Here is a 16149-nt window from a genome sequence, read left to right as displayed (position 1 = left end):
CTCGCCGCCGTACCTCGGGGAACGGCTCAGCCGAGGACGGCCGTCCCCGCCTTGCCGACCAGTTCCGCGAACTCGGCGCGTTCGGACGGCGACAGGGCGCGCTCGTACACGGCGGCGGTGAGCCTGTCGGTCATCTCCTCGGCCTCCGCGCGCTGCGGCTTGAGGGCGTCGCAGTCCGGGAAGTCGCCCTGCCAGCCGAGGAACTGGGCCCGCTCGGGCGGGTTCGCGGCGAGGACGGCCTCAAGAGGGGCGAGCCCGGCCGCGGTCGTCGCGACGAGGTGCAGCGCGCCGCGCCATTCCCGCAGGAGGTGGAGCACGTGCGTCAGGCGCGCCGGCCCGTCCTCGGGGAGGGGTTCGGCCCGCCACCCGCAGAACAGCGGCAGTCCCGACCCCTCGGCCGCCCGCACCACCTGTTCGGCCAGTTCGCAGAGGCGCGGGTCGTCCGGGACGTGCTCCCGGCCCCAGTCCGCGCACGCGAGCGCGTACCGCCGTGCCGCCTCGCGCGCCCCGGCGACCGCGACGCCCTCCTCCCACATGGGCCGGACGAGTCCCGGCGCGAACCAGCCCAGCGCGGCGGTCACGACGTCGGCGTCGACGTCGCCCAGCACCCCGCAGCGCCCGGCGAAGTAGTGCGCGAAGGGGTTGTCGAACCCGTTCTTCTTCCCGTGCGCCCACGTCGCCTTGTCGAGCATCCACTTCGCCCCGATGTCATGGATGATCTGGTCGACGGCCCGCGTGGTCTCCGCCGCACTCAACTCGCCCATAGAAGCTCTCCTCCGCTCGTCGGTAAGCCGAAGGTTACTGGTGAGCGGGGAGCGGTTGCTGCGCGGCGGTGTTGACATCCGGGTTAGTTAGCGCAAACATTCGCGTGTAGCGGTACAAAAGGCGCGGGGAGGCGATGTGGCCGCCGAATCACCGGAGACGGCCGACGGCCGGCGGCTGGCGGTGATGGAGGACGTGGCCGCGATGGCCGGCGTCTCGGCGATGACCGTGTCGCGGGTGCTGAACTCGCCCGAGAAGGTGCGGCCGCAGACCCGCGCCCGGGTGATGGCGGCGGTGCGGGCCCTGGACTACCGGCCGAACTCGGCGGCGCGGGTGCTGGCCACCGGCAGGTCCGGCGTCCTCGGCGTGGTCAGCTTCGACACCACGCTGTACGGCCCGGCGTCCACGCTGTTCAGCATCGAGCAGGTCGCCCGCGAGCACGACTACAACGTCAGCATCGTCAGCCTGAGCTCCCTGAACCGCCGCTCGATCGGCGAGGGCGTGGAGCGGCTGCGCGCCCAGTCGGTGGACGGGATCATGGTCGTGGCGCCGCACGAGTCGGCGGCGGAGGGCCTGAAGGAACTGCCGTCCAGCACCCCGCTCGTCGCGGTCGGCGCGGGCGCGGACGTGCCGTTCCCCGTCGTCGCGGTCGACCACCGGGCCGGTGCCGAACGCGCCGTGCGGCACCTGCTCAGCCTCGGGCACGAGACCGTCCTGCACCTGGCCGGCCCGGCCGACTGGGTGGACGCGATCGGGCGGGTCGACGGCTGGCGCACCGCGCTGGAGGCCGCGGGACGCGAGGTCCCGGCGTCGCCCGCCGGCGACTGGAGCGCCCGGTCCGGCTACGAGTACGGCCGGCGGATCGCCGCCGACCCCGAGGTCACCGCCGTCTTCGCCGCCAACGACGCGATGGCGCTCGGCCTGCTGCGCGCCCTGCGCGAGGCCGGCCGGGACGTGCCCGGCGACGTCAGCGTCGTCGGCTTCGACGACGTCCCGGAGGCCGCCTACTTCCCGCCGCCGCTCACCACCGTCCGGCAGAACTTCGCCGAGGTGGGGCGGCGGGCCTTCGACCTGCTGCTCGACCGGATCGGCGGGCCCCTGGAGCAGGGGTCGCGCCGGGTCGTCGAACCGGAACTCGTCGTCCGGGAGAGCACCGGGGTCCGCCGCCGGACCTAGCCCCCGTCCCGTTCCCGCGAGCCCAGTCCTTCGTCACGCCACATGATGTTAGCGCTAACAGAACGGAGCCGAGATGCCAGAGCCAGCCGGCGGGACCGCCGCGCTCCGCACGGAGCTGGCCGTCCTGCACCAGCTCCTCGTCGAGGGCGGGCTGGTCGTGTGGACGGCCGGGAACGTGTCGGCGCGCGTCGACGCCGACACCTTCCTGATCAAGCCGAGCGGCGTGCCGTACGAGCGGCTCACCCCCGACGCGATGGTGCTGTGCGACCTGGAGGGCAAGCCGGCCGGTGAGCCGGCGCTCAAGCCGTCCAGCGACGTGTTCGCCCACGCCTACGTGTACCGGCACCGCCCGGACGTCGGCGGCGTCGTGCACACCCACTCGACCTACGCGACCGCGTGGGCGGCGCGGGACGAGCCGATCCCGTGCGTGCTGACCGCGATGGCCGACGAGTTCGGCGGCGAGATCCCCGTCGGCCCGTTCGCGCTCATCGGAGGCGACGACATCGGCCGCGGCATCGTCGAGACCCTCGCCGGCCACCGCAGCCCCGCCGTGCTGATGCGCAACCACGGCGTCTTCACGATCGGCGCCGACGCCCGCGCCGCGGTCAAGGCGGCCGTGATGTGCGAGGACGTCGCCCGGACCGTCCACCTGGCGCGCCAGATCGGCGAGCCGCTCCCGATGGACGCCGGCGACATCGACCGGCTGTACGACCGCTACCAGAACGTCTACGGGCAGAGGGGCCGACCATGAGCTTTCCGAACCGCGAGATCTGGTTCCTCACCGGCAGCCAGGGCCTGTACGGCGAGGACACCCTCCGGCAGGTCGCCGAGCAGTCCGCGGCGATCGCCGCGCGGCTCGGGGACGCGCTGCCGGTCACCGTGAGGTGGCTACCCGTCCTCACCGGCGCGGACGCCATCCGCCGGACGTGCCTGGACGCCGGCGCCGACGACTCCTGCATCGGCCTGATCGCGTGGATGCACACCTTCTCCCCGGCGAAGATGTGGATCGCCGGGCTGGACGTGCTGACCAAGCCGCTGCTGCACCTGCACACTCAGGCGAACGTCGGGCTGCCCTGGCATTCGATCGACATGGACTTCATGAACCTGAACCAGGCCGCCCACGGCGACCGCGAGTTCGGATACGTCCAGTCGCGGCTCGGCGTCGCCCGCAAGACCGTCGCCGGGCACGTCTCCGACCCGTCGGTCGGGGTCCGCGTCTCCGGGTGGGCGCGGGCGGCGGCGGGCCTCCACGAACTGCGGCGGCTGAAGCTGGCCCGCTTCGGCGACAACATGCGGGACGTCGCCGTCACTGAGGGCGACAAGGTCGAGGCCCAGCTGCGGTTCGGCGTCTCCGTCAACACCTACGGCGTGAACGACCTGGTCGAGGTCGTGGACGCCGTCCCGGACGACGACGTCACCGAACTCGTCAAGGAGTACGACGACCTCTACGACATCGTCCCGGAACTGCGTCCCGCCGGCGAACGCCACGACTCCCTCCGCTACGGCGCGCGGATCGAGCTCGGCCTGCGGACGTTCCTCGACGACGGCGGCTTCAAGGCGTTCACGACGAACTTCGAGGACCTCGGTGGGCTCCGGCAGCTCCCCGGCCTCGCCGTCCAGCGGCTCATGGCCGACGGCTACGGCTTCGGCGGCGAGGGCGACTGGAAGACCGCGACGCTGTTGCGGACGCTGAAGGCCGCGGCCGCCGGCCTGCCCGGAGGCACGTCCTTCATGGAGGACTACACCTACCACCTCGAACCCGGCAACGAGCTGATCCTCGGCGCGCACATGCTGGAGGTCTGCCCGTCCATCGCCGCCGGGCGCCCCTCGCTGGAGATCCATCCGCTGGGCATCGGCGGGCGCGAGGACCCCGTCCGGCTGGTCTTCGACGCCGAGCCGGGCCCGGCCGTCGTCGCCGGGCTCGCCGACATGGGCGACCGGTTCCGCCTGGTCGCCAACGAGATCGAGGTCGTCGCGCCGCCGGAGCCGCTGCCGATGCTGCCGGTCGCCCGCGCGGTGTGGCGTCCGCTGCCAGACCTGCGCACGTCCACCGAGGCCTGGCTGACCGCAGGGGCGCCGCACCACACCGTCCTGTCGGCGGCGCTCGGCGCGGACGAGCTGGACGATCTCGCCGAGATGGCCGGGGTGGAACTGCTCACCATCGACGCCGGCACCACGCTGCGCCAGTTCACGAAGGAGATCCGCTGGAACCAGGCGTACCACCGCTTGGCCAGGGGCCTGTAAGGATCACGTCCGTGACGAGGAGGAGCCCATGAGCGCGGAAGAGCGGTACGTCGTCGGTGTCGACTTCGGCACGTTGTCAGGCCGGGCGGTGCTCGTCCGCGTCCGGGACGGCGCCGAGGTCGGCGACGGCGTGCACGAGTACGACCACGGAGTGATCGACGAGGCCCTGCCGGACGGCGGCGGCCTCGATCCCGACTGGGCCCTGCAGGCGCCCCGGGACTGGCTGGACGTGCTGCGGTCCGCCGTCCCGAAGGCGCTGGCCGTCGCGGACGTGTCGCCATCCCAGGTCATCGGCATCGGCACGGACTTCACCGCCTGCACGGTCCTGCCGGCGACCGCCGCCGGGACGCCCCTGTCCGACCTGCACCCGGAACGGCCGCACGCCTGGCCGAAACTCTGGAAACACCACTCGGCGCAGCCGCAGGCCGACCGGATCAACGCCCTCGCCGCCGAGCGCGGCGAACCCTGGCTGCGCCGCTACGGCGGCAAGATCTCCTCCGAGTGGGAGTTCGCGAAGGCCCTGCAGCTGCTGGAGCACGACCCCGAGCTCTACGGCCTGGCCGAACGCTGGATCGAGGCGGCCGACTGGATCGTCTGGCAGCTGACCGGCCAGGAATCGCGGAACATCTGCACGGCCGGTTACAAGGGCATCCACCAGGACGGCCGGTACCCGTCCCGCGAGTTCCTGGCCGCCCTCCACCCGGATTTCGCGGACTTCCCCGACAAACTCGGCCACGACCTGGCCCCCCTCGGCGGCCTCGCCGGAACCCTGACCGCGCGGGCCGCCGCCTGGACGGGCCTCCCCGAAGGCATCGCGGTCGCCGTCGGCAACGTCGACGCCCACGTCACCGCCGCCGCGGCCGACGCCGTCCGCCCCGGCCAGATGGTCGCGATCATGGGCACGTCGACCTGCCACGTCATGTCGTCCGGCCTGCTCGCCGAGGTCCCCGGCATGTGCGGCGTCGTCGCGGACGGCATCGTCCCCGGCCTGTGGGGCTACGAGGCGGGCCAGTCCGGCGTCGGCGACATCTTCGCCTGGTTCGTCGACAACTGCGTTCCCGCCCACTACAACCAGGCGGCGGCCGCCGCCGGGCTGACCGTGCACGAGCACCTGACCGCCCTCGCCGAGGAGCAGCCGGTCGGACGGCACGGCCTCGTCGCGCTCGACTGGCACAACGGCAACCGCTCCGTCCTCGTCGACCACGACCTGTCCGGCATGGTCGTCGGCCAGACGCTCGCCACCCGGCCCGAGGACGTCTACCGCGCCCTCATCGAGGCCACCGCGTTCGGCGCCCGCATGATCGTGGAGACGTTCGAGGCGTCCGGCGTGCCCGTCGAGGAGTTCGTCGTCGCGGGCGGCCTGATGAAGAACCGCTTCCTCATGCAGGTCTACGCCGACGTCCTGCGCCGCCCGCTGTCGCTGATCGGCTCGTCCCAGGGCCCGGCCCTGGGCTCCGCCGTGCACGCCGCCGTCGCCGCCGGCGCCTACCCCGACATCACGTCCGCCGCCGCGGCGATGGGCCGACGCGTCCCGTCCGCCTACACCCCGAACAAGGCCCGCGCGGACGCCTACGACTCCCTCTACGAGATCTACCGCACGCTCCACGACCGCTTCGGAGACGGCGAGATCATGCATCGCCTCCGCTCCCTCCGTTGACCTGCGGCATGTCGCCCTCATGAGCGGACCTCAAGGGCGCCACGCCGCAGGTGAAGGTGGTTCTAGCGGGCGGCGGGGGCGGTGCTGCGGCGAATGATCAGCTGGCTCGGGACCTGGGGCGGCGCGTCCACTGCCGTGCCCGGCCCGGTCAGCTGCCCGATCAGAAGCTCCACGCAGTGCCGGCCCAGGGCGGTGAAGTCCTGCCGGACGGTCGTGAGCGGCGGGGTGAGGAACGCCGCCTCCGGGATGTCGTCGAAGCCGATGACGCTGACGTCGTCCGGTACCCGGCGGCCGCTCTCGTGGATCGCCCACAGCAGCCCGAGCGCGATCTGGTCGTTGGCCGCGAACACGGCCGTGACGCCGGGGTCGGCGGCCAGGAGCCGGCCGCGCTCGTAGCCGGACCGGGCGCTCCAGTCGCCGGGCGCGCAGCCGGGGACGTCCGCGCCCGCCTCCGCGAGCCCGTCCCGCCAGCCTCGCGTGCGCTCGTTCGCCTCCCACCAGTTCGCCGGGCCCGGCAGGTGGTGGACGGTCCGGTGCCCGAGCTCCAGCAGGTACCGGACCGCCTCCCGCGGCGCGAGGTAGTGGTCGGCCGACACGGTCGCGACGGTGGCCTCCGGCCCGAGCAGGACGGTCGGCAGATCGTCCGGCAGGTGCCGCAGGGCCTCGTCCGGCGGGACATGCCCGGGGATCATGATGATGCCGTCCACGCCCTGGTCGCGGAACCGGTCCACCGCCCCCGCGACCGCGCCGTGCCCCGGCGACTCCAGGCTCGCGACGCTGGTGAAGAACTCGGCGGCGCGGGCGTTCCGCTCGATCGCCGCGATGATCGACGCCGGTCCGAACAGCGCCGTGTCGAAGCTGACGACGCCGAGCGTGCGGGACCGCCCGGTCGCCAGGGCCCGCGCCGCCGCGTTTGGCCGGAAGTCCAGCTGCGCCGCGGCGGCCAGCACCCGGTCCCGGGTCTTCGGGCTGACCATCGGATGGTTCTTGAACACCCGGGACACGGTCTGGTGGGACACCCCGGCGATCCGTGCGACGTCGCGGAGCCCGGGGCGGGCCGGTGGTGGCGTGGCGGTCATGTCGCTCCCGAATCTATCGGGTCGCCCCGCGGGAACGTCCTCCGCCCGGTCAGCGGGCCGTCCCGCTGCGGCGCTTGGCCCAGATGTCGAACGCGACCGCCGCCAGCAGCACCAGGCCCTTGATCAGCATGACCCGCTCGCTCGGCGCGCCGAGCAGCGACATCCCGTTGTTGATCACGCCCATGATCAGGCCGCCCGTGATCGCGCCGATCACCTTGCCGACGCCGCCCTGCACGGCCGCGCCGCCGATGAACGCCGCCGCGATCGCGTCCAGCTCGAACATGTTCCCGGCGGTCGGGCCCGCCTGGTTCAGCCGCCCGGCGAACACGATCCCGGCGATGGCCGACAGCACGCCCATGTTGACGAACAGCCAGAACGACACCGACTTGACCTTGATGCCCGACAGCTGGGCCGCGAGGAGGTTGCCGCCGAGCGCGTAGACGTGCCGGCCGAACACGGCCCGGTTCATCACCAGCGTGGAGCCGAGGACGAGCACGCCCAGCAGGACGAGCACCCACGGCATGTTCTTGAACCGCGCCAGCTGCACGGCCATGAACATCACGACCACGACGGCGAGGGCGTTCTTCATCACGAACACGGTGAACGGCTCGACCTTCTGCCCGTACCCGATGCGCCCCTGCCGGTTCCGCCAGCCGAACCCGACGTACCCGGCGACCAGCACCAGCGCGATCAGCAGCGTGAACAGGTCCGCGCCGCCGAGCGGGCCGAGCCCGATGTTGCCGAGGTAGCCGGACAGGAAGCCGTTGGCGATCGTCCGCACCTCGTCCGGGAACGGGCCGATGCCCTTGTTGCCCAGGACGGTCAGGGTCAGCGCGCGGAACACCAGCATCCCGGCGAGCGTCACGATGAACGCCGGGATCCCGAAGTAGGCGATCCAGTACCCCTGCCACGCCCCGATCGCGGCGCCCGCCAGGAGCGTCAGCACGACCGCCACCGGCCACGGCACGTTGTGCTCGACCATCAGCACGGCCGCGATGGCGCCCGTCACCGCCACCACCGAGCCGACCGACAGGTCGATGTGCCCGCCGATGATGATCAGGATCATCCCGATGGACAGGATCAGGATGTAGGAGTTCTGGACGATGATGTTGGAGATGTTCTGCGGGGACAGCAGCTGTCCGTCGGTGAGCACCGCGAACAGCGCGACGATCAGCCCGAACGCGATGTAGATCCCGCTCTGCCGGAGGTTGACGGGCAGGGTCCGGCCCGCCTTCGGCCGCTCGGCGGGCGGCGGGGTCACGGCCTGGTCGGCCGGCGCCACGCTGCTCATGCTGTGGTCTCCTCGGTCTGGGTCATGTACTGCATCAGCCGCTCGGGCGTCGCGTCCGCGCGGCGCACCTCACCGGTGATCCGGCCCTCGGCCATCGCGTAGACGCGGTCGCAGATTCCGATCAGCTCCGGCAGCTCGGACGAGATCACCAGCACCGCCCGGCCCTGGTCGGCCATCCGGTTGATGATCGAATAGATCTCGTACTTGGCGCCCACGTCGATGCCGCGGGTCGGCTCGTCCAGGATCAGGACGTCGGCGTCGGTGAACATCCACTTCGACAGGACGACCTTCTGCTGGTTGCCGCCGCTGAGCTGCCCCGCCGGGGTCAGCACGCTCGGCGCCTTGATGTTCATCTCCTTGCGGTACCGCTCGGCGACCTCGTACTCGCGGTTGTCGTCCACCCAGCCCGCCTTGGCGAGGCCGCGCAGACCCGCCGCCGAGATGTTGCGCCGGATGTCCTCGATGAGGTTGAGGCCGTAGGTCTTGCGGTCCTCGGTGGCGTAGGCGAGCCCGTGCCGGATCGCGTCGGTGACCGTCCGGAGCGTGATCTCCTCGCCGTTCTTGTAGACCCGTCCGGTGATCCCGATGCCGTAGCTGCGGCCGAACACGCTCATCGCCAGCTCCGTCCGGCCCGCGCCCATCAGGCCCGCGAGCCCGACGATCTCGCCGCGGCGCAGCGTCAGCCCGGCGCCGTCCACGACGACGCGGCCGTGCTGGGTGGGGGAGTGGACGGTCCAGTCCTCGATCCGCAGCACCTCGCCGCCGATGTCGGGGACGCGGTCGGGGAAGCGGTGGTCCAGGTCGCGGCCGACCATGCCGGAGATGATGCGGTCCTCGGACACGTCGCCGCGCATGTCGAGCGTCTCGATCGTCCGGCCGTCGCGCAGGATCGTCGTGGAGTCGGCGATGGCGCGGATCTCGTTCAGCTTGTGCGAGATGATCACGCAGGTGATGCCCTCGTCGCGCAGGCCGCGCAGCAGATCCAGCAGATGCTCGGAGTCGGAGTCGTTCAGCGCGGCGGTCGGCTCGTCCAGGATCAGCAGCCGCACCCGCTTCGACAGCGCCTTCGCGATCTCGACGAGCTGCTGCTTGCCGACGCCGAGGTCCATCGCCGGCGTCACCGGGTTCTCCCGCAGCCCGACCCGGTCGAGCAGCTCCGCCGCCTCGGCGTTCGTCCGGTTCCAGTCGATGAGCCCGAACCGCCCGCGGCGCTCGTTGCCGAGGTAGATGTTCTCGGCGATCGACAGGTAGGGGCTGAGCGCCAGCTCCTGGTGGATGATGACGATGCCGCGCCGCTCGCTGTCGCGGATGCCGGAGAACCGGCACGGCTCGCCCTCGAACTCGATGTCCCCGCTGTAGTCGCCGTGCGGGTGGACGCCGGACAGCACCTTCATCAGCGTCGACTTGCCGGCCCCGTTCTCGCCGCAGATCGCGTGGATCTCGCCCCTGCGGACCTCCAGGTTGACGTCCTCCAGCGCCTTCACCGCGGGGAAGGTCTTGGTGATGCCGCGCATCCGCAGTATCGCGTCGGTCATGGTCCTCCTCGGGGTCGGCGGCGCCCGCGGGCTCCGGGCCCGCGGGCGCCTGCCCCCGGCGCGTTACTTCAGCTGGTCCTCGGTGTAGTAGCCGGTGTCGATGAGCTGTTTCCTGTAGTTGTCCTTGTTCACGATCACCGGGTTGAGCAGGTAGGACGGCACGACCTTCACGCCGTTGTCGTAGTCCTTGGTGTTGTTGACCTCCGGCTTCCCGCCCTTCAGCACGGCGTCGGCCATCTTCACCGTGACCGAGGCGAGCTGCCGCGTGTCCTTGTAGATCGTCGAGTACTGCTCGCCCGCGATGATCGACTTGACCGAGGCGACCTCGGCGTCCTGGCCGGTCACGATCGGGTACGGCTGCCCCTCGGTCCCGTAGCCGCTGGACTTCAGCGCCGACAGGATCCCGATCGACAGGCCGTCATAGGGGGACAGGACGCCCTGGATCTTCGTTCCGCCGCCGTACTCGCGGGTGAGGAGGTCCTCCATGCGCTTCTGCGCGCGTCCCGGGTCCCAGCGCAGCGTCGCGATGGTCTTGAAGTCCGTCTGGCCGCTCTTGACGACGAGGGTCTTCTTGTCGATGTACGGCTTCAGGGTGTCCATCGCGCCGTTGTAGAAGAACGTGGCGTTGTTGTCGTCGGGCGAGCCGGCGAACAGCTCGATGTCGAACGGCCCCTTCGCGGTGCCCTCGGACCCGTCCGGCTTCTTCAGGCCGAGCCCGACCAGCAGCGACGTCGCCTGCTGCACGCCGACCTTGTAGTTGTCGAAGGTGGCGTAGTAGTCGACGTTCGGGGAGTTGCGGATCAGCCGGTCGTAGGCGATGACCGGGATGTCGTTGTCGGCCGCCTTCTGCAGCTGCGTCGTTATCGCGGTGCCGTCGATCGAGGCGATGATCAGCAGCCGGGCGCCCTTGGTGATCTGGTTGTCGATCTGGTTGGCCTGGGTGGGGATGTCGTTCTCGGCGTACTGCAGGTCGACCTTGTAGCCGAGCTGCTCGAGCTGCTTCTTGAGATTGTCGCCGTCGTGGATCCAGCGCTCGGACGAGCGGGTCGGCATCGTGACGCCGACCAGGGCGCCCTTCGCCGACGTCTGCTCGGCCTTCTCCTTGTCGATGGTCTTCTCACTCGACCCGCATGCGGTCATGCCGAGCGTGAGCCCAAGGCCCAGTGCCAGGCTGACGAGCTTCCTACGCTTCACGTCTCACCTCGGGGTGGCTGCCGGTGGTCGCAGGACAGGCTGTTACCGGTCACACTGCCATGTCAAGAGGCCTGTGTGCGCCGCGTCACAACCGTGACCCAACTCGCCACCCGATTGTTAGCGTTATCACGACGTGCGTCAACACCTGAGAAGCGCCGCCCCGCAAGCGTTCGATCTGTACGGCTTTGACCAGCTGTAACGCGTACCTGTCCCGCAGATCGTTAACAGTTCAGTCGGTTAACGCAAACATTCCGGGTCAGTGGAGGGCGGCGGCGAGCTCATCCTGGTAAGGGAACGTCCCCGGCCGGTAGGAGCACCACGGCTCCTCCGCGTACGGGTCCCCCGACAGGGCCAGGGCCCGCGAGCGCGAACCGCCGCAGACCGCCTTGAACTCGCAGGCGCCGCACCTTCCGGTCAGGTTGCCGGGATCGCGCAATCCGGCGAACAGCGCAGAGGTCCGGTACACGTCGGTGAGCCTCTCGCGGCGGACGTCGCCCGCGGCGGCCGGCAGGAACCCGCTGGGATGCACGGCCCCCAGATGCGACACGAACACGAACCCGCGCGCGGAGCCGACGTCCATGGGCGGACGGCGGGCCCGCCGCACCGGCAGGGCCAGTTCGGCCAGCCGCTCCCGCAGCTCCCGGTAGAGCGGCCCCAGCCCCAGCACGGCCACATGGTCGTCCCCGTGCCGCCGCAGGATCTCCCGCTGGAGGACGACGCGGCGGAAGTGGTGCGCCTCGGTCGTGCGGGCAGGGACGAACGCCCCGGCGTCGTACACGAAGTTGAGCACGTCCTCGACCTGGTGCGGATCGAGCCCGGGAAGCAGCCGGCCCCGGCCGGTCGGAACGAGCAGGAACGCGCTCCAGGTCAGCGCCTTCATCGCGTGGACCACCCGGACGACCTCCGCCAGATCGGTCAGGTTGTGCCCGGAGACGGTCGTGTTGATCTGCACCTTGAGCCCCAGGTCATGGGCGGCGCGCCAGGCGTCCAGCGTCCAGCCGTACACGCCCCGGGTGGCGCGGAAGTCGTCGTGGATCCGCGCGGACGAACCGTCCAGGCTCAGGGAGATGGCCCGCGCGCCCGCCTCCCTCAGCCCGGCGAGGTTCGCCCTGGTCAGCGTCGGTGTGCCCGACGGGGAGACCGAGACCGGCAGGCCGAGCCGCGTACCGTGCCGGACCAGGTCGAACAGGTCCGGCCGCTGGAACGGGTCGCCTCCGGTGATGACGAACAGCGGCGGCGGCGTCCCGAACGCGGCGACCTGCGCCATCAGGTCGCACGCCTCGGCGGTGGTGAGTTCCTCCGGGTTCCGGTCGGGCAGGGCCTCGGCGCGGCAGTGCCGGCACGCCAGCGGGCACGCCCGCGTCGCCTCCCAGATCACGATGAACGGCCGGTCGGCGGGGTCATGGCGGGGAACGCGGATCTGTGTCATGGCTTCATCAGGTAGTCGACGGCGTCGGCGGCGGAGTACTCCCCGTCCGCGTGGAGGAGGCCGGGCAGGAACCCGAGGTCCTGGCCGAGGGTCAGCAGGGGCGGCTCGACGTAGCCGTCCGCCCGGTGCTGGCCGAGCCCGACGTTGGTGACGAGCGCGTTGCACAGGCAGCGGCGGCCGTCGGTGTCCTCGGCGGCCCCTCCCTTGCGGACGTAGTCGTCGACGGGCTCGGCGGCGCAGCGGTAGCCGACCGCTCCGTTCGCCTTGAGGTAGGGCGTCCGCAGGTAGCCCAGGTCGCACAGCCTGGGCCGCTTCTCGTAGACGTCGTCGTCGGAGAGGGTCTCCGGCAGCGGCGCGACCTTGAACGGGAACCCGGCCGGTGAGGCCCGCGGGTCGTTGCGCACCCGCAGGTCGCCGTCCATCGCCTGCCGGACGAGCCGCCGCCGCAGCCCGGGCTCCAGGCCGGACTCCCGGCACAGCGCGAAGATGCTGCCGGCCTGGATCCCGGTGGCGCCCAGGGCGCGGGCCCCGGCCAGTGCGCCGGGCCTGGCGTAGCCGCCGGCCACCCAGAACGGCAGCCCGAGCGCGGCCACCTTGGCCAGGTCGACGTGGTCGCGCGGGCCGTAGACGGGCTCGCCGTCGTCGTCGAGGCGCATCCGCCCGCGGGGCGGCGCGCTGTGCCCGCCCGCGACCGGCGTCTCCACGACGAACCCGTCCGGCCGCGTGACCGGCGACCGGTTCAGGTACATGGCCAGGACGGACGAGGAGACGATGGCCAGCAGGCGCGGCCGGCACGGGCGTGCCATCGGCGTCCCCGGCCCGGCCAGTGACACCGGGTCGAACTCGATGGTGCGGCCGGTGTCCGCGCCGGCGACCGTCACCGTCAGATGCGCGGGATGCAGGGCGGCCAGCGCGTCCATCAGCACGGGGATCTCGCTCGGGATGCCGGCCCCCATCAGGACGTAGTCGACCCCGGCCAGCATCGCGCCGAAGACGGCGGGCGGGGTCGCGATCTGGATCTTCTCCAGGTAGTTGATCCCGACCTGGCCGTCGTGCCCCTGCCTGGCGAGCCACACCTCGGCGAAGTTGCCGGCGGCGATCAGCTCGTCCCGGCTCCTGTTCGGCCGCAGCCCGAGCCTCGGCACCGGGCGGAAGGGGCGGCCGGGCTCGATCCCGCCGGGGACGAAGTAGCGCCGCAGGATCCGCTCGGCCACCTCCGGGACGGGGAAGTGGCCGAGCGCGCGGCGCAGGTCGCCTCCCGGGTCCCCGGCCTGGAGCCCGCGCGCCAGCAGCGCGTCCAGCGCCACCCCGGAGACCACGCCGAGCTGCCCGGTCGCGGCCACGGCGCGCGCCAGCCGCCATCCCGACACTCCCGCGCCCATGCCGCCCTGGATGATGCGGGGCTCAGGCATGCTGGCTCCGCGCCGTCGCCGACCGGGTCAGCACCTCGGGGAACGGCCGGCGTGGCGTGCCGGGAACCGGTGGCCCGTACCCGAACCGGATGATCGCCTGGATGTGGCCGGGCGGCCGTTCGGCGGCCGGGTCCGACCGGTCCGCGGCCAGCATGTCGAGGGGCTGGCACAGCATCGAGGTCGCCACCCCGTGCCGCGTGGCGGTCAGCAGCACCCGCTGCAGGCCCTGCCCGGCCCGCAGCCAGTCCGCGGGGCCGTCGCCCTTGGTGAGCAGGACGCCGAGCTGGGGGCGGGCGGCGAAGTCGTCGACCGGCCGCCCGGACCCCGGCCCGGCGAGGCCGAAGTCCCGCAGCGGGACGCCGCGCCCGCTCGGCCGCGGCCCGTACGCGTACCAGGGGACGCCGTCGCCGCGGGTGCGGTCCGGTGTCCAGCGGGCCAGTTCGGCGAGGTAGCCGGCGTCGGCGGCCAGTTTCCCGTCCGCCGCCGCGACGAGGCTGAGCAGATACGCCGTGGCCTGCGGCCCCGGCAGGCTCAGGGCAACCCCCTCGGCCCGCGCGGCGGCCATCAGCTCCTCGCGGACCAGCCGCGGGACCAGGCGTTTGCTGAACGGGCTCCGGTTGGTGCGCCGGTGCGGGATCGTCGCGTACAGCTCGGACTGGCCGATCGTGGGCATGGGCGCGTCCATGGCCTGGACGGACGCCAGCAGCGTGGGGCTGTCCACGGCGTCCGGGATGGGTTGGACGTGGGGCTTGTGGCCGGTCATACGGATCGCCAGCCGCAGGTTGAGCAGCGCCGCACCGCAGCTGATGAACAGGGCCCGGCCACGCGGGTCGATGACGTCCAGCCTTCGGTCCGGGTCGGCGTGCAGTTCCAGCACCGCCGTGTCGACGAGCCGGAACCGCCAGGGCTGGGTGTTGTGCACCGACGGTGCCGCGATGGCCGCGGACACCAGGCGCCGGACCCCGACGTGTGTGGCGAACGGGTGGGGCATGGCGTTCCTCCCACGTGCAGACGCTGTAACGACAGGCTCCCCGGTCGCCGGTGCGCCGCCACAGGGACGAAGGTCCCTCAAGGAGGGGACCAAAGGCGTGCGAACGGGCCGGATCAGCGCAGCGGGAAACCGAGCCTGCGGCCTTCTTCGCGCAGTTCGTCGCGTACGGAGGGGTGGGCGACCTCGTCCACGATCTGCTGGGCCTGGGACGCGGCGTCGCGGCCCCAGACGGCGGCGGTGCCCTGTTCGCTGACGATGTAGCTGTGCTGGAACGAGGTGACCGGCCCGGCCAGGCACGGTATGACGGTGGAGACGTCCGCGCGGGGATGCCAGGACGGCAGCGCGATGACGGCGCGTCCGCCGGGGGAGTGCAGGGCGCCGACGACGAAGTCGGTCTGGCCGCCGAACCCGGAGTAGATGACCCCGCGCACGCGGCTGGCGTTGGCCTGGGCGTACAGATCGACCTGGAGGGCGGAGTTCACGGAGACCAGGCGTGGTCTGCGGGCGATCAGACCGGGGTCGTTGGTCTTCTCGGTGCGCAGCATCCGGACGCGTTCGTTGCGGTCGGCCCAGTCGTACAGTTCGCGGCTGCCGAAGGCGAACGAGGAGGTGATGGGCGTGGCGGTGTCGAGCGCGCCGGCCTTCTCCAGGGCCAGGACGCCGTCGCTGAACATCTCCGACCACACCCCGAGGCCCCGGCGGTCCAGCAGCGAGGCCAGCACCGCGTCGGGTATGCCGCCGATGCCGAGCTGCAGCGTCGCCGCCTCGGGGACGAGCCGCGCGACCCGCTGCCCGATCTCCCGCGCGACGTCACCGGGGGGCCGCGGTACGGGTGTGGCGAGCGGCTCGTCCGTCTCGATGGCGTAGTCGACGTCCTCCAGGGCCAGGACGGAGTCGCCGTAGGTGTAGGGCATCCGCGGGTTCAGCTGGGCGATCACCAGGCCGCCGCGTTCCCGGACGGCCTCGATCGCGGCGGGCAGGATGTTCACCTCGATGCCGAGCGAGACCGTCCCGCCCGCGGGCATGGACGTCTGCATCACCACCACGTCCGGCGGCAGCAGCTCCTTGAGCAGGTTGGGCACCAGCGACAGCCGCGAGGGGTAGTACCGCAGGCCGTCCCGGCCGCGCATCCCGGCGCCGACGAACGGGGTCTCCAGTTCCACCCCGTCGCGGTCGGGCAGCTCGCCCTGGGCGTTCAGCATGAACAGCCGGTACTCCGCGAGCGCCTCGTCCAGGACGGCCAGCGCCCGGCCCGGCGTGGCGAAGTTGCCGCCGGCCACCACCCGCGGCCGGCCCGGCAGACCGGACAGGACGGCGCCGAGGTGTGTCTCCGAGATCACCCGCATCGGTGAATCCTCCAGTCATCGGCGTTGCACCGC

Annotated in this window: 13 protein-coding genes; 4 read left to right on the top strand and 9 right to left on the bottom strand. The window is 71.9% G+C overall.

What is annotated here, in order from left to right; genetic code table 11:
• Window positions 1–26 precede the first annotated feature (26 nt).
• Window positions 27–764 carry a hypothetical protein gene (locus ACGFK0_RS18230; protein ID WP_392906127.1) on the bottom strand — a complete coding sequence of 246 codons (738 nt, stop codon included), beginning with the start codon at window positions 762–764 and terminating at the stop codon, window positions 27–29.
• 184 nt (window positions 765–948) lie between these two features.
• Here ACGFK0_RS18230 and ACGFK0_RS18225 point away from each other — a divergent pair, with 184 nt between their 5' ends.
• The 4 genes from ACGFK0_RS18225 to araB all read left to right on the top strand — a co-directional run bounded on the left by ACGFK0_RS18225 (window position 949) and on the right by araB (window position 5839).
• Window positions 949–1938 carry a LacI family DNA-binding transcriptional regulator gene (locus ACGFK0_RS18225; RefSeq protein ID WP_392906512.1) on the top strand — a complete coding sequence of 330 codons (990 nt, stop codon included), beginning with the start codon at window positions 949–951 and terminating at the stop codon, window positions 1936–1938.
• Between the two features lie 73 nt (window positions 1939–2011).
• Complete coding sequence (locus ACGFK0_RS18220) at window positions 2012–2689, top strand: L-ribulose-5-phosphate 4-epimerase (RefSeq protein ID WP_392906125.1); 678 nt, start codon at window positions 2012–2014, stop codon at window positions 2687–2689.
• Window positions 2686–4182, top strand: a complete 1497-nt coding sequence (gene araA / locus ACGFK0_RS18215) for an L-arabinose isomerase (RefSeq protein ID WP_392906124.1) — start codon at window positions 2686–2688, stop codon at window positions 4180–4182. The genes ACGFK0_RS18220 and araA overlap by 4 nt, the downstream gene beginning before the upstream one ends.
• 28 nt (window positions 4183–4210) lie before the next feature.
• Entirely contained in the window at window positions 4211–5839 is a 1629-nt protein-coding gene (araB, locus tag ACGFK0_RS18210) for a ribulokinase (RefSeq protein WP_392906122.1), read from the top strand.
• Window positions 5840–5901: 62 nt separating this feature from the next.
• On the opposite strand, the gene ACGFK0_RS18205 is transcribed toward araB, so the two are convergent.
• The 8 genes from ACGFK0_RS18205 to ACGFK0_RS18170 all read right to left on the bottom strand — a co-directional run bounded on the left by ACGFK0_RS18205 (window position 5902) and on the right by ACGFK0_RS18170 (window position 16116).
• A complete protein-coding gene (locus ACGFK0_RS18205; RefSeq protein ID WP_392906120.1) occupies window positions 5902–6918 on the bottom strand; it encodes a LacI family DNA-binding transcriptional regulator in 1017 nt (338 codons plus the stop codon).
• A gap of 49 nt (window positions 6919–6967) precedes the next feature.
• Window positions 6968–8209: a multiple monosaccharide ABC transporter permease gene (gene mmsB, locus ACGFK0_RS18200; protein WP_392906118.1), complete on the bottom strand. Its 1242-nt coding sequence runs from the start codon at window positions 8207–8209 to the stop codon at window positions 6968–6970.
• Window positions 8206–9744 carry a multiple monosaccharide ABC transporter ATP-binding protein gene (gene mmsA, locus ACGFK0_RS18195; protein ID WP_392906116.1) on the bottom strand — a complete coding sequence of 513 codons (1539 nt, stop codon included), beginning with the start codon at window positions 9742–9744 and terminating at the stop codon, window positions 8206–8208. The genes mmsB and mmsA overlap by 4 nt, the downstream gene beginning before the upstream one ends.
• 63 nt (window positions 9745–9807) lie before the next feature.
• The gene (gene chvE, locus ACGFK0_RS18190; RefSeq protein ID WP_392906510.1) at window positions 9808–10884 is read right to left on the bottom strand and encodes a multiple monosaccharide ABC transporter substrate-binding protein; all 1077 of its coding nucleotides are present in this window, start codon (window positions 10882–10884) and stop codon (window positions 9808–9810) included.
• A 310-nt stretch (window positions 10885–11194) separates the two neighbouring features.
• On the bottom strand, window positions 11195–12367 hold the full coding sequence (locus ACGFK0_RS18185; protein WP_392906114.1) for a TIGR04053 family radical SAM/SPASM domain-containing protein: 1173 nt from the start codon (window positions 12365–12367) through the stop codon (window positions 11195–11197).
• Window positions 12364–13779, bottom strand: coding sequence for a nitronate monooxygenase (locus ACGFK0_RS18180; protein WP_392906112.1), 1416 nt, complete (start codon window positions 13777–13779; stop codon window positions 12364–12366). The genes ACGFK0_RS18185 and ACGFK0_RS18180 overlap by 4 nt, the downstream gene beginning before the upstream one ends.
• The gene (locus ACGFK0_RS18175) at window positions 13772–14770 is read right to left on the bottom strand and encodes an Acg family FMN-binding oxidoreductase (protein WP_392906110.1); all 999 of its coding nucleotides are present in this window, start codon (window positions 14768–14770) and stop codon (window positions 13772–13774) included. Before ACGFK0_RS18175 ends, ACGFK0_RS18180 begins: the two co-directional genes overlap by 8 nt.
• A gap of 113 nt (window positions 14771–14883) precedes the next feature.
• Entirely contained in the window at window positions 14884–16116 is a 1233-nt protein-coding gene (locus tag ACGFK0_RS18170) for an acetyl-CoA hydrolase/transferase family protein (protein WP_392906108.1), read from the bottom strand.
• Between the last annotated feature and the right edge of the window lie 33 nt (window positions 16117–16149).

The organism is Spirillospora sp. NPDC048823, assembly GCF_043198445.1.
GTDB lineage: Bacteria > Actinomycetota > Actinomycetes > Streptosporangiales > Streptosporangiaceae > Spirillospora.
The sequence above is the reverse complement of the archived record's forward strand: the minus strand, read 5'-3'. Positions and strand labels throughout refer to the sequence as shown.